This window comes from Streptomyces coeruleofuscus (assembly GCF_039532725.1).
GTDB classification, from domain to species: domain Bacteria; phylum Actinomycetota; class Actinomycetes; order Streptomycetales; family Streptomycetaceae; genus Streptomyces; species Streptomyces coeruleofuscus.
Map to the genome: position 1 here is coordinate 1,189,488 of NZ_BAAASE010000001.1, position 20,555 is coordinate 1,210,042.

24 protein-coding genes and 1 tRNA gene are annotated in these 20,555 nt (G+C 72.5%); 12 read left to right on the forward strand and 13 right to left on the reverse strand.

The features are described from left to right. Nucleotides 1-46 precede the first annotated feature (46 nt). Genes ABFX81_RS05175 through ABFX81_RS05185 form a run of 3 tightly spaced genes read left to right on the forward strand, consistent with a single transcriptional unit; the run spans nucleotide 47 to nucleotide 1,533 of the window. Nucleotides 47-619, forward strand: a complete 573-nt coding sequence (locus ABFX81_RS05175) for a helix-turn-helix domain-containing protein (RefSeq protein WP_086853614.1) — start codon at nucleotides 47-49, stop codon at nucleotides 617-619. Further along, nucleotides 616-1,143 (forward strand): GNAT family N-acetyltransferase, encoded by a 528-nt coding sequence (locus tag ABFX81_RS05180; RefSeq protein WP_086853612.1) that lies wholly within the window; start codon nucleotides 616-618, stop codon nucleotides 1,141-1,143. Before ABFX81_RS05175 ends, ABFX81_RS05180 begins: the two co-directional genes overlap by 4 nt. 30 nt (nucleotides 1,144-1,173) lie before the next feature. Further along, nucleotides 1,174-1,533, forward strand: coding sequence for an MmcQ/YjbR family DNA-binding protein (locus ABFX81_RS05185; protein WP_020270920.1), 360 nt, complete (start codon nucleotides 1,174-1,176; stop codon nucleotides 1,531-1,533). Between the two features lie 10 nt (nucleotides 1,534-1,543). Here the strand turns inward: ABFX81_RS05185 and ABFX81_RS05190 are convergent, their stop codons facing one another. Together ABFX81_RS05190 and ABFX81_RS05195 are read right to left on the reverse strand one after the other, a co-directional pair. After that, entirely contained in the window at nucleotides 1,544-2,455 is a 912-nt protein-coding gene (locus ABFX81_RS05190) for a transketolase C-terminal domain-containing protein (RefSeq protein ID WP_086853607.1), read from the reverse strand. Between the two features lie 29 nt (nucleotides 2,456-2,484). Then, nucleotides 2,485-3,186: a transketolase gene (locus ABFX81_RS05195; protein WP_086853606.1), complete on the reverse strand. Its 702-nt coding sequence runs from the start codon at nucleotides 3,184-3,186 to the stop codon at nucleotides 2,485-2,487. 136 nt (nucleotides 3,187-3,322) lie between these two features. Between ABFX81_RS05195 and ABFX81_RS05200 the strand changes: the two genes are divergently transcribed. Then, a tRNA-Pro gene (locus tag ABFX81_RS05200) sits at nucleotides 3,323-3,396 on the forward strand. A 54-nt stretch (nucleotides 3,397-3,450) separates the two neighbouring features. On the opposite strand, the gene ABFX81_RS05205 is transcribed toward ABFX81_RS05200, so the two are convergent. The 7 genes from ABFX81_RS05205 to ABFX81_RS05235 all read right to left on the reverse strand — a co-directional run bounded on the left by ABFX81_RS05205 (nucleotide 3,451) and on the right by ABFX81_RS05235 (nucleotide 10,313). Further along, nucleotides 3,451-4,452, reverse strand: a complete 1,002-nt coding sequence (locus ABFX81_RS05205; RefSeq protein ID WP_346137673.1) for a glycoside hydrolase family 43 protein — start codon at nucleotides 4,450-4,452, stop codon at nucleotides 3,451-3,453. A gap of 32 nt (nucleotides 4,453-4,484) precedes the next feature. Then, nucleotides 4,485-5,021: a DUF4916 domain-containing protein gene (locus ABFX81_RS05210; RefSeq protein ID WP_086853602.1), complete on the reverse strand. Its 537-nt coding sequence runs from the start codon at nucleotides 5,019-5,021 to the stop codon at nucleotides 4,485-4,487. Between the two features lie 84 nt (nucleotides 5,022-5,105). Further along, entirely contained in the window at nucleotides 5,106-6,236 is a 1,131-nt protein-coding gene (locus tag ABFX81_RS05215; RefSeq protein WP_086853601.1) for an amidohydrolase family protein, read from the reverse strand. Between the two features lies 1 nt (nucleotide 6,237). Next, on the reverse strand, nucleotides 6,238-7,641 hold the full coding sequence (locus tag ABFX81_RS05220; RefSeq protein ID WP_086853599.1) for a type I glutamate--ammonia ligase: 1,404 nt from the start codon (nucleotides 7,639-7,641) through the stop codon (nucleotides 6,238-6,240). 32 nt (nucleotides 7,642-7,673) lie between these two features. Further along, on the reverse strand, nucleotides 7,674-8,486 hold the full coding sequence (locus ABFX81_RS05225; RefSeq protein WP_086853597.1) for an SAM-dependent methyltransferase: 813 nt from the start codon (nucleotides 8,484-8,486) through the stop codon (nucleotides 7,674-7,676). A 134-nt stretch (nucleotides 8,487-8,620) separates the two neighbouring features. Further along, nucleotides 8,621-9,445 (reverse strand): hypothetical protein, encoded by an 825-nt coding sequence (locus ABFX81_RS05230; RefSeq protein WP_086853626.1) that lies wholly within the window; start codon nucleotides 9,443-9,445, stop codon nucleotides 8,621-8,623. 109 nt (nucleotides 9,446-9,554) lie between these two features. Next, a complete protein-coding gene (locus ABFX81_RS05235; protein WP_346137674.1) occupies nucleotides 9,555-10,313 on the reverse strand; it encodes a response regulator in 759 nt (252 codons plus the stop codon). A 178-nt stretch (nucleotides 10,314-10,491) separates the two neighbouring features. On the opposite strand from ABFX81_RS05235, the gene ABFX81_RS05240 reads away from it, so the two are divergent. The 8 genes from ABFX81_RS05240 to ABFX81_RS05275 all read left to right on the forward strand — a co-directional run bounded on the left by ABFX81_RS05240 (nucleotide 10,492) and on the right by ABFX81_RS05275 (nucleotide 18,730). Next, complete coding sequence (locus ABFX81_RS05240; RefSeq protein ID WP_346137675.1) at nucleotides 10,492-11,664, forward strand: sensor histidine kinase; 1,173 nt, start codon at nucleotides 10,492-10,494, stop codon at nucleotides 11,662-11,664. Nucleotides 11,665-11,775: 111 nt separating this feature from the next. Further along, entirely contained in the window at nucleotides 11,776-12,414 is a 639-nt protein-coding gene (locus ABFX81_RS05245; protein ID WP_086854392.1) for a cupin domain-containing protein, read from the forward strand. A 52-nt stretch (nucleotides 12,415-12,466) separates the two neighbouring features. Continuing rightward, nucleotides 12,467-13,804, forward strand: coding sequence for a M24 family metallopeptidase (locus ABFX81_RS05250; protein WP_086854402.1), 1,338 nt, complete (start codon nucleotides 12,467-12,469; stop codon nucleotides 13,802-13,804). After that, nucleotides 13,804-14,781 carry a thiamine pyrophosphate-dependent enzyme gene (locus ABFX81_RS05255; RefSeq protein ID WP_086854393.1) on the forward strand — a complete coding sequence of 326 codons (978 nt, stop codon included), beginning with the start codon at nucleotides 13,804-13,806 and terminating at the stop codon, nucleotides 14,779-14,781. The genes ABFX81_RS05250 and ABFX81_RS05255 overlap by 1 nt, the downstream gene beginning before the upstream one ends. Next, nucleotides 14,769-15,749 carry a pyruvate dehydrogenase complex E1 component subunit beta gene (locus ABFX81_RS05260; protein WP_086854394.1) on the forward strand — a complete coding sequence of 327 codons (981 nt, stop codon included), beginning with the start codon at nucleotides 14,769-14,771 and terminating at the stop codon, nucleotides 15,747-15,749. The genes ABFX81_RS05255 and ABFX81_RS05260 overlap by 13 nt, the downstream gene beginning before the upstream one ends. A gap of 46 nt (nucleotides 15,750-15,795) precedes the next feature. After that, complete coding sequence (locus tag ABFX81_RS05265; RefSeq protein ID WP_086854395.1) at nucleotides 15,796-17,166, forward strand: amidohydrolase family protein; 1,371 nt, start codon at nucleotides 15,796-15,798, stop codon at nucleotides 17,164-17,166. Then, nucleotides 17,163-18,044 carry a cupin domain-containing protein gene (locus tag ABFX81_RS05270; protein ID WP_086854396.1) on the forward strand — a complete coding sequence of 294 codons (882 nt, stop codon included), beginning with the start codon at nucleotides 17,163-17,165 and terminating at the stop codon, nucleotides 18,042-18,044. Before ABFX81_RS05265 ends, ABFX81_RS05270 begins: the two co-directional genes overlap by 4 nt. Beyond that, on the forward strand, nucleotides 18,041-18,730 hold the full coding sequence (locus ABFX81_RS05275; protein ID WP_086854397.1) for an SDR family oxidoreductase: 690 nt from the start codon (nucleotides 18,041-18,043) through the stop codon (nucleotides 18,728-18,730). Before ABFX81_RS05270 ends, ABFX81_RS05275 begins: the two co-directional genes overlap by 4 nt. Before the next feature lie 12 nt (nucleotides 18,731-18,742). On the opposite strand, the gene ABFX81_RS05280 is transcribed toward ABFX81_RS05275, so the two are convergent. The 4 genes from ABFX81_RS05280 to ABFX81_RS05295 are packed head-to-tail and all read right to left on the reverse strand — an operon-like array spanning nucleotide 18,743 to nucleotide 20,511. Beyond that, entirely contained in the window at nucleotides 18,743-19,390 is a 648-nt protein-coding gene (locus ABFX81_RS05280; protein WP_086854398.1) for an HhH-GDP family DNA glycosylase, read from the reverse strand. A gap of 5 nt (nucleotides 19,391-19,395) precedes the next feature. Next, a complete protein-coding gene (locus ABFX81_RS05285) occupies nucleotides 19,396-19,740 on the reverse strand; it encodes a DUF3140 domain-containing protein (protein ID WP_086854399.1) in 345 nt (114 codons plus the stop codon). A gap of 34 nt (nucleotides 19,741-19,774) precedes the next feature. Next, nucleotides 19,775-20,257, reverse strand: coding sequence for a ferritin-like domain-containing protein (locus tag ABFX81_RS05290; protein WP_086854400.1), 483 nt, complete (start codon nucleotides 20,255-20,257; stop codon nucleotides 19,775-19,777). Next, nucleotides 20,254-20,511 carry a WhiB family transcriptional regulator gene (locus ABFX81_RS05295; RefSeq protein WP_086854403.1) on the reverse strand — a complete coding sequence of 86 codons (258 nt, stop codon included), beginning with the start codon at nucleotides 20,509-20,511 and terminating at the stop codon, nucleotides 20,254-20,256. The genes ABFX81_RS05290 and ABFX81_RS05295 overlap by 4 nt, the downstream gene beginning before the upstream one ends. Nucleotides 20,512-20,555 lie beyond the last annotated feature (44 nt).

Genomic DNA, 20,555 nt, shown 5'->3' on the forward strand with positions numbered 1-20,555 from the left:
GGATTCGTTAACGCGGGCGTCTCACATCCGGGATAGTGTCCCATATGTGAGAAGCGATGACATCGACGCGGTCGACACCCGGCTGGGCGCCCGCCTGGCCGAGCTGCGGACCGAACGCGGCTACTCCCTGGGCGAGTTGGCCGACCGCAGCGGGGTGAGCCGGTCCACCCTCTCCCGGGCCGAACGGGCGGAGATCAGCCCCACGGCCTCCCTCCTGAACCGCCTGTGCGCCGTCTACGGGCGGACCATGTCCCAGCTGCTCAGCGAGGTCGAGGCCGAACCGGCCCCCGTGGTGCGGACGGCCGACCAGCCCGTCTGGCAGGACCAGGCCTCCGGCTTCGTACGGCGATCCGTGTCGCCACCGCACGCCGCGCTGCGCGGCGAGCTCGTCGAGGGACGCCTCACCGCCGGCGCCGACATCGCCTACGACCGTCCGCCCGTGGCCGGTCTGGAGCAGCACATCTGGGTCCTGGAAGGCGCGCTCGACGTGACCGCGCAGGACACCGAACACCAGCTGAGTGCCGGTGACTGCCTGCGGATGCGCGTGTGGGGCCCGACCCGGTTCCGGTGCGCCGCTCCCGAGGGTGTCCGGTACCTGCTGGCGGTGGTGCGGCCGTGATCCGTCTGGACGAGACTCAAGTGCTCCGGCACGCCGGGGCGTTGGCGGACCTGCTGACCGACACCGTGAACGGCGGTGCCTCGGTCGGCTTCCTCGCCCCGCTCGACCGTGCCGCGGCCCTCGCCTGGTGGGAGGAACGGGCCGCCGACGTGGCAGCGGGACGGCTCGCCGTGTGGGCGGCGCACGACGGGGACCGGGTGCTGGGCACCGTGAGCCTGGCCTTCCCCGCCAAGCCGAACAGCCGTCACCGCGCCGAACTCGTCAAGCTCATGGTGCATCGGGACGCCCGGGGCCGTGGCCTCGGACGCGGGCTCCTGACCACGGCGGAGCGCGCTGCCGCCGAGGCCGGCGTCACCCTCCTCCACCTGGACACCGAGACCGGCAGCCCCGCCGAGCAGCTGTACCGCTCCGCCGGCTGGACCGCGATCGGCGTGATCCCCGACTACGCGGCGAGCCCCGACGGGGAGCTGCGCCCGACGACGATCTACTACAAGCGCGTACCGGCAACCGCTCTCACCAGGTGATTGTCAGTGGCGGCCGATACCGTGCCTGCCATGCCGGATGCCGAAGACGTAAGACGTATCGCTCTGTCCCTGCCGGACACGACGGAGAAGATCGCCTGGAGCATGCCCACGTTCCGGGTCGCGGGGAAGATGTTCGCCACGCTGCCGGAGGACGAGACGTCCATCGCCGTGCGCTGCCCGAAGGAGGAGCGGGACGAACTGGTGCTCGCCGAGCCGGAGAAGTTCTGGATCGCCGACCACGAGGCGCAGTTCGCCTGGGTGCGGGCCCGGCTCGACGCGCTGGAGGACGAGGGCGAACTGCGGGACATCCTGGCCGACTCCTGGCGCCAGGCCGCCCCGACCCGGCTCCTGGAGGCACACCCCCGGCTGGGCCTCGCGGCGGGGGAGTGACCTCCGGGCCTCACGCGGGAACCGCCGCCCCGACGAAGCCCCCGATGCGCTCCCGCAGCGACCGGGCGTCGAGGCCGTGGGCGGCGACATGCTCCTCCACCTGCCCGTATCGCCGCAGTTCGCGACGGCCCACACCCAGCCCCAGCACCCGGTGCGGCACCTCGGACAGCGCGTCGTTGACGGCCGCCGTCGAGGTGCCCGCCAGGTAGGGCTCGACGAGCACGACGTCCGTCCCGGCCGTCTGGGTGGCCCGGCGCAGGGCGGCCCCGTCGAAGGGGCGGACGGTGGTCGCGTACAGGACCGTGACGTCGAGGCCCTCCGTGGCGGCGAGCACCGTGTCGAGCATCGGCCCGACGGCGACCACGACACCGGAGCGCCCCTCGCGGACCGTGCGGAAACGCTGCCCGTCGACGGGCAGTGCCCGCCCGTTGGACTGAAGGGACAGCCGCACGTACACCTTGTCGTCGCCCGCGGCGACCGCATGCCGCAGCAGCGTCTCGGCCTCGTCCGGGTGGCCCGGCACATGGACGGTCCAGCCGTCCAGGGTGTCGAGCAGCGCCACATCGCCCGGCGCCATGTGGGTGTAGCCCCCGGCCGGCCAGTCGAAGGAGGCGGCGGCGCTCACCAGCACCGCGCCCGCGTCCTGGTGCCCGAGATCCAGCTTGACCTGCTCGAAGGGCCGCTCGACGAGAAAGCTGGCGAACGTGTGCACGACGGGCCGCAGCCCGGTCAGCGCCAGCCCGGCCGCCGTCCCGACCAGGAGCTGCTCGCGGATGCCGACGTTGACGACCCGGTCGGGATGGCGGCGGGCGGCCTCGGCGAAGCCGTCCACGCCGATCTCGGCCAGGACCACGGCGACGCGGGGATCCTCGTCGAGCAGCCGGGAGACGACAGGGGCGAAACGGTCACGCATGGTGTCCATGGAGTTCTGCTTCCTTTCCGGCGGGGAGATCAGGCGGACTTGGGCTCGACCCGGGCCACGACCACGTGCGGGCGGCCCGGGTGCGATGCGGTGAAGGCGGCGTAGAGCGCCTCGTGGTCACGGCCGTCGACGGTCAGCGCGGACCAGCCCGCCGCCTCGAAGCGGGCGGCGATCCCGCCCGGCCGCGCGTAGGTCGCGGACGAGTTGTCGACGACGACCGTGTGCAGCCGGTCGAGCCCGGCGGGCCCGGCGAAGGCGATCGCCTCGTGGTTGCTGCCCTCGTCCAGCTCGGCGTCCCCGATCAGCGCCCACGCCCGCGGCTCGTCGAGCCCCTGGGCGCGCAGCCCCAGCGCCGTACCGACGGCGATCGGCAACCCGTGCCCGAGCGATCCGCTGCCGATCTCGGCCCCCGGCACGAGCGTGCGGTCGGGATGGTGACCGAGGGGCGAGTCGTACGAGCCGAAGCCGGGCAGCCACTCCACCGGCACGAAGCCCTTGGCGGCCAGCACGGCGTAGTACGCCATCGGCCCGTGCCCCTTCGAGAGCAGGAACCGGTCCCGCTCCGGATCGGCCATCCCTTCCGGGCTCACCCGCAGCACCCGGTCGTACAGCACCCACAGCACGTCCAGCGTGGACGTCGCGGCCGGGCCGTGCTTCTCGTCGCCGGTCATGAGGCCCATGAGCCCCGGCAGGTCGGCGTACGTGTGTGTCATGTCCGTCGCGTTCGTCATGTGCACGAGCGTGCAACCTCAACCAATGTTGAGGTCAAGCGGCGGACGCCCGGAAACGGATGCGCGATCACCGGTGCGAGTGCGGTATTGTTTCCCTGCGCGTTCGGCCGGGGGAATCCCCAGGTCAGATGGGCAACGGGACGTGGCGCAGCTTGGTAGCGCACTTGACTGGGGGTCAAGGGGTCGCAGGTTCAAATCCTGTCGTCCCGACAGAATCGATCAGCGGGTCGGCCGGTATCGGCGGACCCGCTGATTCGCGTTGCGTCAGCCGCCGCCGTCCAGGTCGTCGCGCCGGCGCAGCACCATCAGCTCATGGCCGCGGAGCTCCATCTCGTACAGCTTCCCGCGGGCGTTCTCGAACGGCCGGTGCAGGATCATCATCAGCTGCCCGTCGAAGGTGCGGAACAGCATGCCGTGGCCGCTGTCGTCACGGACCAGGGGCCGGTGCTGCTGCCACGGGCCCTGGATGTCCCCGGATCTCGACACGGCGTACGTCTGCACGTAGCCGCCGCTGATCGTGCCGTCCTGGCCGGCCGTGTTCTTCTCGTACGTCGACCACAGCATGAGCAGGGATCCGTCAGGGGTGCGGTACAGCTGGGGGCCGTCGGTGATGTACGGCGGCAGCTGGTGCGGTACGCCGGCGGGGATCTGCTCGGCGGTCCAGGGCGCGTCCGAGGCCTTGAAGAGGTGAACCGGGTCGCCGACCGTCCGGGACAGGTCGGGTGTCAGCCGGATCGCCTCCATGGTTCCGTCGATCGTCTGGAGCCACTCGTGCGCGTACACCATCCAGGCCTGCCCGGACGGGTCGACGTACAGCGTGCCGTCGAGGGTCATGAGGTGCTCGGGCGGGACGGGGCGTGAGGGGTCGAGGACGGTGAACGGGCCGAGCAGCGAATCGGAGACCGCCGTGATCGTGCCGCGCATATGGGTCGGGGTCCGGAACGGCACGCCCCACTGGTTCGGAGGCGGGACCGGCAGCGGCCTGTTCTCGTTGTGCAGCGTCGTGAAGAGGTAGTACCTGCCGTCCCACGCGTGTACCTCTGGCGCCCACGCGCCGTCCGTCGCCCAGATCCCCTCCTGCCCGGCGGTCAGGAACACCACGACGGGGCGCGTCCAGTCGAGCAGGTCGTGGCTGCGGTAGACCATCGTGCCGGTGCCGTCCACGCCCGACACGGACGGGACGTTGGACGTGTAGAGGTGATAAGTGCGGGTCTCGTCGTCGGCGACGACGAACGGGTCGTGCAGCGGCATGTCCAGGAGCCGCATCGGAGGGGTCGTGCCGCCGGCGCCCCGGGCGGTCAGATCGCACACCCCGCATGGGCCAGCGCCTGCTTCAGCAGCACCCCGTGGCCGCCCGGCATCTCGCTCTGCACCGCCTCCGAGACCGCCTCCTGCGGGCTGAACCACACCAGGTCCAGCGCGTCCTGCCGGGGCCGGCAGTCGCCCGTCACCGGCACGATGTAGGCGAGGGACACCGCGTGCTGACGGGGGTCGTGGTACGGCGTGATGCCCTGCGTCGGGAAGTACTCCGCGATCGTGAACGGCTGGAGCGACGCCGGGACACGGGGCAGCGCGACCGGACCGAGGTCCTTCTCCAGGTGGCGCAGGAGGGCGTCGCGGACGCGTTCGTGGTGCAGCACACGGCCGGAGACCAGCGTCCGGCTGACCGTTCCGTCTGGCCCCATGCGCAGCAGCACACCGACACTCGTGACTTCGCCGCTGTCGTCGACACGGACCGGGACGGCGTCGACGTACAGGATCGGCATGCGGGCGCGTGTCATCTCCAGTTCGTCGGAGGACAGCCAGCCGGGCGTGGTTTCGGTCATGTCAGACATCGCTTGATCATACTTTCAGCCGTTCGGACTTCCTGGATAGCCGCTCGGGAGGAACTGTGACCGGCCACACGCCGTTCAACCACCTCACGGGGAGTCGTCCGGGAACCGGTAGACCCGCCGGGCGTTGTCCCGGCCCGCCCACCGGGCGATCCGCAGCGCGTCCGGCAGGGACAGCTCGTCGGCGTCCACCCGCTCCTGGAGCAGTCCCGCCAGGCCCTGCCGGAAGGCGAGCGCCCCGAGGTGGAAGAACTCCGGCACACCATAGGCGTCGGAGCTGTACAGCAGTTTGCGGAACGGTGTGATCTCCAGTGCCTCCGCCAGGACCGCGCCGGCCCGGGCGGGGCCGACGTGGTGGAGCGTGAGGCCGACGTCGAGGTACACCTGCTCGAAGACCGCCGTGAGGTACGCGGCCTGCCGCTGGTAGGGCCAGCAGTGCAGCAGCAGGACCGGGATCGTCCCGGCGGTCAGGTGCAGCCAGTCCGTGAGGCGGGCCGGGTCGGCCCGGTGCAGACGGATGTCGTTGTCGCCGAACCCGGTGTGCAACTGGAGCGGCAGACCGAGGTCGACGGCGGTCCACAGCAGGTGCCGGACCAGGACCGGGTCGTCCAGCCGGCCGCCGCGGGCCGTCCAGTGCCGGGCGGCGCCGGTGACCTCAGCGTCCGAGGGGCGGGCCGGGTCCAGGTCGAAGCCGGTGCGGTAGGCCGCCACCGACTTCACGCCCACCACGCCGGGCCGCCGTACGGCGGCCAGCGCCGCCGCCCGGAAGGCGTCGGAGTAGCCGTCCGGCTCGACCCCCGCGGCCCGCACCGACTCGGCGACGCTCTCCAGCCGCACGACCTCGCACGCGGACCCGCCCGCGGCCTCGGCGATCTCGCGCGGGGTGGTGAGCCGGTCCGGGGCGAAACCGGTGTCGACACAGAAGACGTCCGTGCCCGAGGCGCGCAGGAAACGCCGCTGCACCTCGCGCCGGCCGAGCTCCGAGCGGCGGGCCAGGTACTGCTCGACGGGGGCGTGCCTGGGCAGGTCCAGCAGGGGAGCGCAGTGGCGGCGCACGGCCACGCCCACGGGGCTGTCGAACGGCGAGACGCCCGGCCACGCGTCGCCCTCCGTGAGGAGCGGCTCGAAGGCCTCCCGGTCGAGATCGGCGGCCACCGTGCCGTGGCAGTGGTGGTCGACCAGGCCCAGCGCGTCGAGCGCTTCGCGGACCGCGCCCACGTCAGTACTTCCACCGGTACGCCGCCGCCACCTGGTCGTCGTCGAGCCCGGTGACGGACGCCAGCTCTCCCCGCCGTACGGCGATCACCGCGTCGGCCAGGACCGGGCCGAGGGCCGCCCGCAGCACACCGTCCTCGCGGAACTCCTCGACGGCCTGCTCCAGCGAGACCGGCAGCCGCCGTACGCCCCGGGCCGCCGCCTCCGCCTCGCCCAGCCGCGCCGGGTCCCCGGTGGTCTCCTCGGGCAGGGCGGCGGACGAGGTCAGTCCGTCCAGCCCGGCGGCGATCAGGGAGCCGATCGCGAGGTAGGGGTTGGCGGCCAGGTCGACGGGCTTGATCTCCAGGTTCGCCGCCTGGTCGCGCAGGCCCGCGGTGCCGGTGACGAGGCGCAGGGCGGTCTCCCGGGTCTCGTGGCCCCAGGCGGTGAACACCCCCGCCCACTGGGAGGGCCTGAGCCGCAGACAGCTGGCGGGGCTCGGCGCGGTCACGGCCGTGAGACCGGGCAGGTGGGCGAGGAGGCCGGCCGTGAACGACTCCGCCTCGGCCGTCATGCCGTACCGGCCCTCGCCCCCGGCGTGCAGATTGACCGCGCCGCGCCAGGCGGAGAGGTGGACGTGCCCGCCGTTGCCGACGCCCTGCCCCACGACGGCCGGGGCGAACGAGACGCGCAGCCCGTGCCGTTGGGCCACCGCGCGGACCGTCTGCCGCACCAGCACGCTGCGGTCGGCCGCCGCCACCGGGTCGACGGCACCCACCGAGATCTCGAACTGCCCGGCCGCGTACTCGGGATGGACCTGTTCCACATCGAGGCCCTGGGCCGCGCAGGCGGCCAGCAGGTCCGCGGTGCAGTCGCCGAGCTCGACCTGCCGCGCGGCCCCGTACGCCGGACCGGTCGTCGCGGGCACGAACGCGTCACCCGGCGCGTCCCCCCGGGCCACGGTCCACTCGACCTCCACGGCGGCCTTGAACGTCAGGCCGTACCGCTCGGCCGCCTCGGTGACGACGCGGCGCAGGAACGTGCGCGCGCAGCCGGGGTGCCGCTCCCCGTCCTGCGTGACCCGGTCCACCGGCGCCCACGCCCAGCCGGGCTGCCCGGCCAGCACCACGAGCTGGTCGAGGTCGGGGTAGAGGCGCAGATCGCCGTCGGGGGAGCCGAGGACGTCGGTGGTGACGACGGAGTCGTTCGCCAGGAACGTGTCGAACACCGGGGACATGCCGACGCCCCAGGCCGCGGCGGAGGCGAGCCGGGCCGTCGGGACGGTCTTCACCCTGCCGATGCCCGCGGTGTCGACGTAGGACAGCACGACGCCGTGCACACCCCGCCCGGACAGCTCGCCGCTCAGCGCGGTGGCCCGCTCGACATCGCCGGGACGCCCGCCGGGCACGGGATCGGCCAGGGTCGTCATACGTCCTCCTCGACGAAGGTGGGCGCCCGGTGTCAGGGCTTCACGGCCACCGCGCCGTACTGCGGCACCAGCACGGCCGAGCCGGCGTCGGCGCGCCACTGCCCGCACGACACCATGCCCGGCTCGAGCAGTTCCAGACCGTCGAAGAACGCGGCGATGTCCGCGCCGCTGCGGGCGGTGATCGGGGGAGTGGCGTTCTCGTTCCAGAACTTCATGGCCGGGATCTGGCCCGCGCCGCCGAGCTCGTCGTCGAACGTCGGGTGCGTGAGGACGAGGAAGCTGCCGGAGGGGACCGCGGCCATCACGCGGCGCACGATGTCCCGGGCCTTGTCCGTGTCCAGGACGAAGTTCAGGATGCCCAGCATCATGACGGCGACGGGGCGGGTGAGGTCGAGGGTCTGCCCGGCCCGTTCGAGGATGGCCTCCGGGTCGTGCACGTCGGCGTCGATGTAGGCGGTGACGCCGTCATGGGTGCCGGTCAGCAGGGTACGGGCGTGCACCAGCACGATCGGGTCGTTGTCGACGTAGACGATCCGGGAGTCGGGCGCGACCCGCTGGGCGATCTCGTGGGTGTTGTCCGCCGTCGGCAGCCCCGTGCCGATGTCGAGGAACTGCCGCACTCCGCGCTCGCCGGCCAGGAACGACACGGCCCGGCCCAGGAAGTCCCGGTCCGCGCGGGCGATGTCCCGGATGATCGGGAACATGCCGGCCACGTGCTCGCCGACCTGCTGGTCGACCTCGTAGTTGTCCTTGCCGCCGATCCAGTAGTTCCACACGCGCGCGTTGTGCGCCACACCGGTGTTCAGCCTCGCCGAGCCGCTCGGCGGGGTGTGGCTCTCACTCACGTCTCTTCCTCTCCTCGCACGAGCGACCGGTACCGGCCGTCGGCGTCATTGTGCCGCTCCGGTGATCACGCCGTCCCGGGAATCGGCAGACCGGCGGGGCCGTCCGCGCGCGGTGGGGAGAGCCGCGGACCGTGTTACTCGAGATCGCCGGGGAACGGGGCGGGCGTCTTGCCGGCCTGCACGTCCTCGAGGCGCTGGGTGCCGAGCCGCACCGCCTGCTCGACGGAGTCGTTCTCGTCCCCGTCGAGCCCGCCCGCCGTGACGGTGATCGCGTCGTCGCCGACGCGTACGGCGGCGACGTCCAGGGTCAGTGTCGCCTCCGTGCCCCCGGTCGTGCCCTTCACCGTCACGCGCAGGCCCTCACGGGCGTCGCCCACGCCGGGCAGCGAGGTCTCGACGACCTGGACGGTGCGCTGTTCGCCGCCGTCGGTGACGGTGAACTGGTCGCATTTCTCCGGCAGGTTCGCCATCCAGTTCAAGGAGTCCTGCGGGTCGGTCCGTTCGTAGGAGGCGACCTGGTACAGCAGTCGCGAGTCGCCCTGCTCGAAGCCGCGCAGCTCGGACGCTCCGGACGGCCTGCCCAGCAGGTCGTCGTCGAAGAGGGAGTCGAGGAGCCGCCGGCAGTCGGCGGCCTGGGCCTTGGCGGTGAGGAAGTCGGAGACGTCGACCCTGCCGATGAGCAGGCTGTCGTGCCAGTTCTCGGCCTCCGTGTCCTTGACCTGCGTCCAGCCGTCCTCGACGTCCGCCTCGGTGACCAGCGCGGTGCGGGCGCGGTCCGTGGTGAGGGTGGCGGTGGGAGAGGGGGTCTGCCGCTGCCCGGCGGCCTGTGACGCGGTGACGCCCGAGACGCGCGAACCGTCCGTGCCGCCGTCGTCCGAGCATGCCGCGGTGGTCAGCAGCGTGCCTGCCGCCAGGGCGGAGGAGAGAACGCGGAGGAGCCGGTACGGACGACGGGTCATCGGGAGTGCCTCCTGGGAACGTGACGCGTGTCCTCAGGGCACCACCGGCACCGGAGGCCCACCACCGGCACCGGACTGTTCGGGTGAGCGCCGCCCGCTTCGCGGACGCCTACCTTCCGGCCCGGGCGTGCCCGTTCTGCCAGGCCCAGGCCGCTATCTCGACGCGGTTCCGGGCGGCCAGCTTGAGCTGGACGCTGGACAGGTGCGTCTTGACCGTGGAGAGGGAGACGTACAGTGCGGCCGCGATCTCGGCGTTGGTCCGGCCGAGGGCGACCAGGCGGACCACGTCAAGCTCGCGCTCGGTCAGCGGCTCCCGGAGAGGCGCCGCGGGGGCCGGGGGAGCAGGGGGCGCCGGCCGTGGCCGGGTGTCGGCGGCCGCCGGCGCGGTGACGTGCTTGAGCAGCCGGACCGTGACGGAGGGGGAGACCAGCGAGTCGCCCGCGGCGGCGGCCCGGACGGCCTCCGCGAGGAGGGTCGGCCCGGAGTCCTTGAGCAGGAAGCCGCAGGCGCCGCCGCGCAGCGCGCCGTACACGTACTCGTCGAGGTCGAAGGTGGTGACCACGACCACCCGCATCGGGTCGGCGACGTCCGGTCCGGCCAGCAGCCGGGTCGCCTCCAGCCCGTCCAGCTTCGGCATCCGGATGTCCAGCAGGCACACGTCCGGCCGCTCGCGGCGGGCCAGCGCCACGGCCTCCTCGCCGTCGCGGGCCTCGGCGACCACGGTGATGTCCGGCTGGGCGTCGAGGAAGAACCGGAATCCGGTGCGGATCATGTCCTGGTCGTCCGCGATGAGCACCCGGATGGGAGCGCCGCGGCGGCCTGCGGCGCCGGGCTCGCCGGCCGGGCCGGGTGGGACGGGTGTCGTCATGGGTCGATCATGCCTCAGGGCCGGGACGGGGCAGGGGCGTCAGCGTACGTGGCGGGTGCGGCTCCAGCCTCGCCCGCGGACCCGGGAGCCCGCCTCCGCCGAACGGCCAGGTCAGGGCGTCGGCCCCTCGGCCGTTCGGCCGATCCCGACGCTCACGGCCTCGCATACCGTGAGCCGCATGAGATCCACCTCTCCCCGGGGCTGTGTGCGGGGCTTCGGCGTCGGCCTGCTGCTGGCGGCCTCGGTCTTCGACCTGCTCATCGCGAACGGCCTCCGCGGCGCCCTCTGGCCGCCGGTGACGGTGCTGCTCGTCGGGTTCGCCGCCGTGCTGTGGCCTGTCGACCGGAGGCCGCCGTGGCTCACACCGCAGGCGCGCACCACCGTGCCCGCCGTGGTCTCCGGGCTCTTCACGGCGGGCGCGCTGCTGGCCGGCCGCGCGCAGGTGCCGTTCGGGCCGGGCGAGGTGGTGATCCTGCTGAGCCTGCTGTTCATCGCCGTACGCCACTGCCCGTGGCCGTGGGCCCTGGTGTGCGGGGTGCTCGACGCGGTCACCCTGCTCCTGCTGCCGGTGCGGTACTTCCGGTCGTCGCAGGACGAGGTGCTGGCGTACGCCCTGATCGGGCTGGTCCTGATCGGGCTCGTCACCGGGCTCGCCGCGTACCTGCGGTCCCTGGACTACCGGCGCACCGTCGCGGTCGGCGAGACCCGCCGCGCCGAACGCGTCGCCATCGCCGCCGACCTGCACGACTTCGTCGCGCACCACGTCACCGGCATCCTCGTGCAGACGCAGATGGCCCGCATGATGGCGGCCCGGCAGCCGCAGGACCTGGACCCCGTCCTGGCCGGCATCGAGCGCGCCGCGACCGAGGCGCTGGCGTCCATGCGGCGCACGGTGGGCGTGCTGCGCGACACCGGCCCGGAGGCCGCCGACTGCCGTCCCGTCGGCGACCTGGCCGCCGTCACGGACATGGTCGAGGGCTTCGCGACCCCGGCGCAGAAGACCGTCCTGCGGCGTGACCCGGCCGTGTCCGACGACCTGCCGCACGAGGTGCAGGCCGCCGCGTTCCGGGTCGTGCAGGAGGCGCTGACCAACGTACGGCGTCACGCGGGCGACGCCACGCGGGTCACCGTCCGTCTGGCCCGCCCCGGCGACCGGCTGGAGGTCACGGTGACGGACGACGGCCACGGCGGCACCCAGCTCCCGGAGGCCGCCCACGGCGGCGGCTTCGGCCTCGTCGGCCTGACGGAACGGGTGACGGCACTGGGCGGCGAGTTGCACGCGGGACCCCGCGGGGGCGCGGACGGGGGAGCGGGCTGGCAGGTGCGGGCGGTGTTCCCGGCAGGAAAGTAGTGGCGTCAGGGCTCCCGCGCACTGTTCAATGAGACTGCACACGCCGCCTGGGAAGTGAAGCCGCACGCCGGCTGAGGATCGAAGCCGCACGCCACCCGAGAGGAGCCGCCCGTGTCAGCCGCCGTCGTGCCGCCCGTCGGGGCGCGTATCCGGCAGGCGCGTCTGGAGCGCGGGACGAGCCTGCGTGCGCTCGCACGAGAAGTCGGTGTGTCGGCGAGCCTCGTGTCGCAGATCGAGACCGGGAAGAGCCAGCCGTCCGTCAGCACCCTCTATGCGATCACGACCGTCCTGGGCATATCCGTCGAGTCCCTCTTCGACGCCCGGGCCTCCTCGCCGATGGCCGGCGCGGACTCGCACGGCGCCGTCCCGCCCGCCCTCGCCGCCTTCGCCGCCGACCCGGGGCGGCGGATCGGCCCGCTGGTCGGCGCGGGTGAGCGCGAGACGCTGGAGCTGGACTCGGGCGTCGTCTGGGAGCGTCTCGGCCGGGTGCCGGGCGCCGATGTCGACTTCCTGCTGGTGACCTACCGGCCCGGCGGCTCCTCCTCCGGCTCGGGCGGCCTGATGCGGCACACCGGCACCGAGTACGGCTATCTCACCTCCGGCGAACTGATCCTCACGCTCGGTTTCGACGAGTACACCGTGCGCCCGGGCGACGCCGTCTCCTTCGAGTCGACGACTCCCCACCGCTACCGCAACGATGGAGAGGTACCGGCAGTGGGTGTCTGGTTCGTCTCCGGCGATGTTCAGTGACACTTGACACCCATGGCACCCGGGCGTTCACTCCGAAGTGGGGGTGGTCGCCATGGCGATCCGCACATACGGGCCCAACGCCGTCGACTGGGAAGAGCGCATCGACCTGGACCGGCTGCGCGGACAGCGCCTGGCCCGGCTGCACGAGTCCCTGAACCGCTCCGCGCTGGGCGCGGTGCTCAGCTTCGACTTCGCCAACATCCGCTACATGACCGCCACGCACATCGGCACCTGGGCGATGGACAAGCTGATCCGCTTCGCCCTGCTGGTGCGCGACGGCGAACCGGTCGTCTGGGACTTCGGCTCCGCCGCCCGCCACCACCAGCTCTACAACCCGTGGCTCGACTACAGCGACGGCAAGGGCGGCCCGCCCACCGGCGCGCGTGCCGGCATCTCCACCCTGCGCGGCGCCTTCCACCCGGACGCGGGCATCGCGCAGGACGTCGCCGCCAAGATCGCCGCCGAGCTCCGCGACCACGGGCTGGCGAACGAACCGCTCGGTGTCGACGTCGCCGAGATGCCCGTCCTCGCCGCCCTGCGCGCCGAAGGCATCGACGTCGTCGACGGGCAGCAGGTCTTCCTGGAGGCCCGCCGGATCAAGACCGGCGACGAGATCGCCCTGCTCACCCAGGCCTGCGCCATGGTCGACGCGGCCTACGAGGAGCTGTACGGCTACCTGCGCCCGGGTGTCCGCGAGAACGAGTGCGTGGGAGTCGTCAGCAAGGTCCTGTACGACCTCGGCAGCGAGTACGTCGAGGGCGTCAACGCCATCTCGGGCGAGCGGTGTTCACCGCATCCGCACGTCTACAGCGACCGCCTGATCCGCCCCGGCGACCCGGCCTTCTTCGACATCCTGCACAGCCACCTCGGCTACCGCACCTGCTACTACCGCACGTTCGCCGTGGGCAGCGCCTCCCGTGCGCAACGGGACGCCTATGCGCGCTGCCGCGCGTACATGGACCAGGCGATCGCCCTCGTCCGGCCCGGCGCGACCACCGCCGACATCGTCCAGGTCTGGCCGCGTGCGGAGGAGTTCGGCTTCGCCGACGAGACCGCCGCCTTCGCCCTCCAGTACGGGCACGGCGTCGGCCTGTCGATCTGGGAGAAGCCGATCTTCAGCCGTCTGGTCTCCCTCGACCATCCCGAAGTCCTCGAAGAGGGCATGGTCTTCGCCCTGGAGACCTACTGGCCGGCCGCCGACGACTGGTCCGCCGCCCGGATCGAGGAGGAGCTCGTCGTCACCGCCGACGGCTGCGAGGTCATCACCAAGTTCCCCGCCGAGGAACTGCTGGTGGCCGGGCGCAAGTACTGGACGGTGGGCGGTGAGCTGAACACCCGCCGGGAGGCGCAGTCCCATCTCAACACCTCTCGTGGCGACGGGGTGAACTGATGGACGACGTCGAACTCCTCGCCTGCTACGAGCGGATGGCCGTCATCCGCCGCACGGAGAAGGCCGCCCACGACCTGTTCCTCCAGGGGCTGGTGAAGGGCACCACGCATCTCGCCGCCGGGCAGGAGGCGATCGCCGTGGGTGCGAGCGCGGCCCTGCGCCCGGACGACTATGTGTTCGCCACCTACAGAGGCCACCACCATGCCCTCGCCCGGGGCGCCACGCCCGAGGAGTGCCTCGCCGAGCTGATGAGCCGGGCGACCGGGCTGTGCAAGGCCAAGGGCGGCTCCATGCACCTGACCAAGGCGACCAGGGGCATGCTCGGCTCGTACGCCATCGTCGGTTCCCATCTGCCGATGGCGGTCGGCGCGGCCTGGTCGGCCCGGCTGCGCGGCACGGACCAGCTCGCGGTCGCATTCTTCGGGGACGGCGCGACCAACATCGGCGCCTTCCACGAGTCGCTCAACCTGGCCGCCGTGTGGAAACTGCCGGTGCTGTTCGTGTGCGAGAACAACCAGTACATGGAGTACACGCCGATCGCCGACGTCACGGCGGTGGCCCGGCCCGCCGCCGACCGGGCGCCCGCCCATGGCATCCCCGGCGAGGTCGTCGACGGCAACGACGTCGAGGCCGTCGAGGAGGCGGTGGCGCGGCTCGCGCGGCGGGCCCGGGCCGGGGACGGGCCCGCCGTGCTGGAGGCCGAGACCTACCGGCACTTCGGGCACAGCCGCGCCGACCCGGCGGCCTACCGCCCGGCCGAGGAGGTCGAACGGTGGCTGAAGCACGACCCCTTGGACCTCGCACGGGGACGGCTCGCCGAGCTGGGGGTCGGGGCGGAGACGGTCGCCGGGGCCGACGAGCGGGCCCGGGCCGTCGTGGAGCGGGCCGTCGAGGCGGCGAAGGCCGGGCCACCGCCCGATCCGCGGGAGGCGCTGACCGACGTGTGGGCGGACGGAGGTGCCGCATGGCGGACGTGATCACCTACCGGGAAGCGGTCGCCGAGGGCATCGCGCGCGAGATGCGCCGGGACACGTCGGTCGTGTGCCTCGGGGAGGACATCGCCGCGGCCGGCGGCGTGTTCAAAACGACCGTGGGTCTGCTGAAGGAGTTCGGGCCCGAGCGGGTGTGGGACACGCCCATATCCGAGCAGGCCATCGTGGGTGCGGCGATGGGCGCCGCGATGACCGGGATGCGGCCCGTCGCGGAGATCATGTTCTCCGACTTCCTGGCCTGCTGCTGGGACTACCTCGCCAACGAGATCCCCAAGGTCCGCTACATGACCGGCGGCCAGGTGACGGTGCCCCTGGTCGTGCGCACCGCCAACGGCGGCGGGCTCGGCTTCGGCGCCCAGCACTCCCAGGCCACCGAGAACTGGGCGCTGACCGTCCCCGGCCTGAAGATCGCGGCACCGGCCACACCCGCCGACGTCATCGGCATGATGGCGGCGGCGATCCGCAGCGACGACCCCGTGGTCTTCTTCGAGCACAAGGCCCTCCTGGCCACCAAGGGGGCACCGCCACCGCCCGGTCATGTCGTCGAGCTGGGCCGGGCCGCCGTCGTACGCGAGGGCGCCGACGTCACGCTCGTCGCACTCGCCTCGACGGTGCCCCTGGCGCTGAAGGCCGCCGACGTGCTGTCGGGGGAGGGGATCGAGGCGGAGGTGGTCGACCTGCGCTGCCTGGTCCCCCTGGACGCCGCGACCGTCCTCGACTCACTGCGCGGGACCTCGCGGCTCCTCACCGTCGAGGAGAACCCGTACCAGGGCGGCTGGGGGGCCACTGTCGTCTCGATCGTCGCCGACGAGGGCTTCGGCCTGCTGGACGCGCCCGCGCGGCGGGTGGCGGCGGAGTGCGTCCCGCTGCCGTTCGCCGACGCACTGGAGGAACAGGTCATCCCCACCGTCGACAAGGTCGTCACGGCGGTCCGCGGACTCGCCGCCTACTGAGCTGCCCACCCGCCCACGCACCGAACACCCCATGGGAGGAAGCGCGATGACCACCAGAACACTGCTGCGCTCCGGTCACGTGATCTCGATGGACCCCGCCGTCGGGGATCTGCCCCAGGGGGACGTCCTCGTCGAGGACGGCAGGATCGTGGACGTGCGGCCCGAGATCAGCGCCGACGCCGAGGTGCTCGACATGACCGGCCGCATCGTGATCCCCGGCTTCGTCGACACCCACCGCCACACCTGGGAGGCGCCGATCCGGGGTGTCGCCCCCGACGCCACCCTCGACGACTACTTCGTCGAAGTCCTCGACACCTTCGCGCCCCTGTACACCCCGGAGGACGTCTACGCGGCCAACCTCGCGGGCGCGCTGGAATGCCTCAACGCCGGTATCACCACGCTCGTCGACTGGTCGCACATCAACAACACCCCGGACCACCCGGACGCCGCGATCCAGGGCCTGACGGAGTCCGGCATCCGGGCGCAGTACGCGTACGGCAGCGCCAACACCTCCCTCGCCGACTACTGGTTCGAGAGCAAGATCGCGATACCGGCCGACGACGTGCGGCGGATCCGCGCCCGGCACTTCGCGTCGGACGACGGCCTGCTGACCATGGCCCTCGCCACGCGCGGACCCGGTTTCTGCGTCAACGACGTCGTCGCCTCCGAGTGGGCCCTCGCCCGCGAACTCGGCATCCCGATCACCGTGCACGTGGCCATGGGGCGGCTGGCAGGCCGCTTCGGCATGGTCAAGCAGCTCCACGGCATGGGGCTCCTCGGCCCGGACACCACCTACGTCCACTGCTGCTACTTCAGCGAGGAGGAGTGGCGGATGGTCGCCGGCAGCGGCGGCACGGTGTCCGTCGCGCCGCAGGTGGAGCTCCAGATGGGGCACGGCTGGCCGCCCGTGATGCAGGCGATCGAGCACGGTCTGCGGCCGTCGCTCAGCGTCGACGTCGTCACCACCGTGCCCGGCGACATGTTCACCCAGATCCGCGCGGCCTTCGGCGCCGAACGCGCCCGCGTCAACGCCGACTGCTGGCAGGCCAACATGCCTGTCCCCAGCAACATGCTGACGGCACGTCAGATGCTGGAGATCGCCACCGTCAACGGCGCCCATGTGGCGGGCCTGGAGGACCGCACCGGTTCCCTGACCCCCGGCAAGCGCGCCGACATCGTCGCGATCGACGCCACCGCGCTGAACGTCGCGCCCGTGCACGACGCGGCGGCCGCGGTGACCCTGTGCGCGGACGTGTCCAACGTCGACACCGTCCTCGTCGACGGCGTGATCCACAAGCGTGACGGCAAGCTGCTCACCGACACTGGGCGTGCCCTGCGGCTCGTCTCCGAGGCCCGGGACCGGCTCCTCGCGGCGAAGGAGACGAAGGCGCCGAAGGGGGAGAAGGCCACGGCATGACGCATCACCTGGTCCGCCGCGCGGCCGATCTTCCCGGGCCGCCGTACGACGGCCTGGGCCACCGGCGGCGGACGCTGGTCGGCGAGGACGACGGCAGTGCGCACACCGGCTTCGGCCTGTGCGAACTGCGACCGGACGGCCGTGTGCCCGCCCATGTGCACTCGTACGAGGAGAGCTTCCACGTCCTCGACGGGGCCGTGGTCCTCGATGTGCCCGAGGGCTCGTACCTGCTGGAGGAGGGTGACTACGGCCTGCTGCCGATCGGCGTCCCGCACGCCTGGCGCGGCGCCGGGGCTACCGGCGGCCGCTGGGCGGACATGCTCGCCCCCGTGCCGCGAGCCAGTTACGGGTACGACACCCAGACGGTGCCGGACCTGCCCGTCCGCGACCCCGTCCGGGTCGACGTCCGCGACCCGCGCACCCGCTCCTTCGGCCATTTCGAGCCCGGTCAGATGGACCCGGGCAAGCAGTCCCAGGACCTGCTGGCCGTCACGGCGAGCATGCGCACCGCGCTGCTGGTCTACAGCGGCATCACCGTGAAGATGATGGTCGACGGCGACCTGGGCGCGGTCGGCTCGACGATGTTCATGGTGCAGTACGCCTCCGACGGCGTCATCGGCACCCACGACCACCCCTTCGAGGAGACGTATCTGATCCTGGAGGGCGTCGCCGAGGCCACCCTCGACGGCGAGCGGTACCGGCTGGAGCCCGGGGACCTCGCCTGGGCGGGCGCCGGCTGTGTGCATGGGTTCGTGAACGCTGGGCAGGGGCCCCTGCGTTGGCTGGAGACGCAGGCGCCGCAGCCACCGGCTCGGCACTCGTACCGGTTCACCAGGGACTGGGACTATCTGCGCCAGGTGCTTGAGGAGGGGTCATGAGCAGTGTCCTTGTCATCGGCGGCACGTCGGGCATCGGCCTCGCGTTCGCCCGGGCCCGCGCCGAGCAGGGGGACGAGGTGGTCCTCACCGGCCGCGACGCCCACCGCGCCGATCTGATCGCCAAGGAGTTCGGCGCCCGGGGCATCGCCCTCGACCTGGGGCGGCCGCTGGAGATCGCTGCGGCGCTGGCCGGCGTGGGACGCGTCGACCATCTGGTGCTCGCGGGGGTTTCCCGGGACGACAACAAGGTGAGCGAGTACGACATCGACGCCGCTCTGCGGCTGGTCACCCTCAAGCTCGTCGGTTACACCGAGGTCGTGCACACGCTGCGGACCCGGCTGCACGACGACAGCGCCATCGTCCTGTTCGGCGGACAGGCCAAGGAACGCCCCTACCCGGGGGCGACGACGGTGGCGACGGTCAACGCCGGCGTGCGGGGGCTGATGAACTCGCTCGCCGTCGAACTCGCTCCCGTCCGGGTCAACGCCGTGCATCCCGGTGTCGTCGGCGACAGCCCGTACTGGCAGGCCAAGCCGGAGAAGGTGCTCGAGGTACTGCGCACCGAGACGCCCACCGGGCGGCTCGCCGCGATGGCGGACGTGGTGGACGCGGTCGACTTCCTGCTGCGCAACCGGTCGGTCAACGCGGTCGAACTGACGGTGGACGGAGGGTGGTTGCTCGGCTGACGGGAGGTCCGGTCACCCGGCCCGCCGCATCGCGTCCTCGGCCACGTCCTTGTCCACCGCCGCCCGCACCAGCGCGGCGGCGAGGACGGCCGGGTCGGTGCCGCCCGCCAGTTCGACGAGGCGCTCCGTGTCCGCCGGCAGCTTCAGCCGTTCGGCACCCTGGAGGGCCTTCGCGTCGAGGTAGGGGGCGGCCTCCGGCCACACACCCTGTGCCTCGCGCAGGAAGATGTCGGCGCCGGCCGGGCCGATCCCGGGGAACTCCTGGAGCAGATGGCGCAGTTCGGACACCTTGCCGTCCGCCTCCCGGCGCAGCCGACGCAGGTCCCCGCTCCACCGTTCGTTCAACAGCTCGGCCGCCTCGCCGAGTTGGGTCGCCGTGCGCTCGTCGTAGCGCCGGTAGCCGCCCCGGCCGAGCGCGTCCACGCGCTCCTGCCAGTCGGCCTCCGCCATGCGGTGCGGGTCGCGCAGCCCCGCCTCGTGCAGGGCACGGGCGGTGGCCAGCGCGACCGAGGCCCGGATGCGGGCGCTGAGCAGATGGGCCAGCACCAGCAGCCGGTACAGCGGCTGCGGGGTGTCCCTCAACCGGATGCCCGCCTCATCCGCGTACGTCCGGCCGTGCGCGTCGAGGAGTGCGCGTACGACACGCCGCTGCCGATCCACGGCTGCTACCCCTTGAGCGGATCGTGGCCGACCGTCATCAGCCGGTGCCGGCGGCGTGTGTCCTCGGGCGTCACCTCGGGCAGCGGCTCGTCCTCCAGGTCCACCTGCGAGGTGACCCTGTCCACGACGTTCCGCATCACCCGCAGGTCGTCCTCGGTCAGGTCGGTGCGCCGCTTCTGGAGGATCGCCAGGACGTGCTGCCCGGTCTGCGTGCCCGCCTGCTCCGGCAGCGGCTCCGCGTCCTCGTCGGCGTCCCGCATCCGCAGCCAGGCCGCCAGCTCCTGCGAGGTCATGTTCACCACGCGGTGGAAGTCCTCCCACAGCGCGTCGAGTTCAAGGGCGTCGGTCATCACATGCCCCTTTCCGTACGTACGTGCGCGCCGGTCAGGCCTCGCCGGGGACGTTCTCGGCGTCGAACATCCACCGCTGCTTCTCCAGCTCGGCGGTGATGCCGATCAGCAGGTCCTGGGTGACCAGGTCGGCCTTCTCGGTGGCGTCGATGCGCTCGCGCAGCCGGCCGATGGCGTCCTGGAGGGACTCCACCATCACCTGTACGGCGTCCGAGTCGCGCACCCAGCCCTCCTTGGGGGCGGGCAGCGTGAAGGCCTTGGCGATGGTCTCGGGCCGGCCGTCCGGCGGGACGCCGAGCGCCGCGGACCGCTCCGCCACCGTGTCGGCGAAGTTCCGCGCCGCCGAGACCACCTCGTCGAGCTGGAGGTGGATCGACCGGAACCGCGGTCCGACGATGTTCCAGTGCGCCTGCTTACCGATCAGCGAGAGCCCGAGCAGGTCCACCAGGGTGTCCTGGAGTGCCTCGCACGAGACCCGGCGGGCCTCGTCGGGCAGTGTGCTCCGCACAGCCGTCATAGGGCGCTTCTCCTCCTCGCGTCGTTTCTCGTGGTCCGGAGCAGTGCGTCGCGCTCTTCCTCGCAGGTCCCGCCCCACACGCCCGAGGCCTGGCCGCTGCTCAGCGCGAAGCTCAGGCACTGGTCGGTCACCGGGCAGCGCGCACAGATCCGTTTCGCGGCCGTTACGTCCCGCAGGGCCGGACCCGTTGTGCCCACGGGGAAGAACAACTCGGGGTCCTCGTCCACACAGGCGGCGCTCCGCAACCACTCCATGCACGCGCGGGTGCCCCGGGCCCCCTGGGGCAAACCCGATGCGG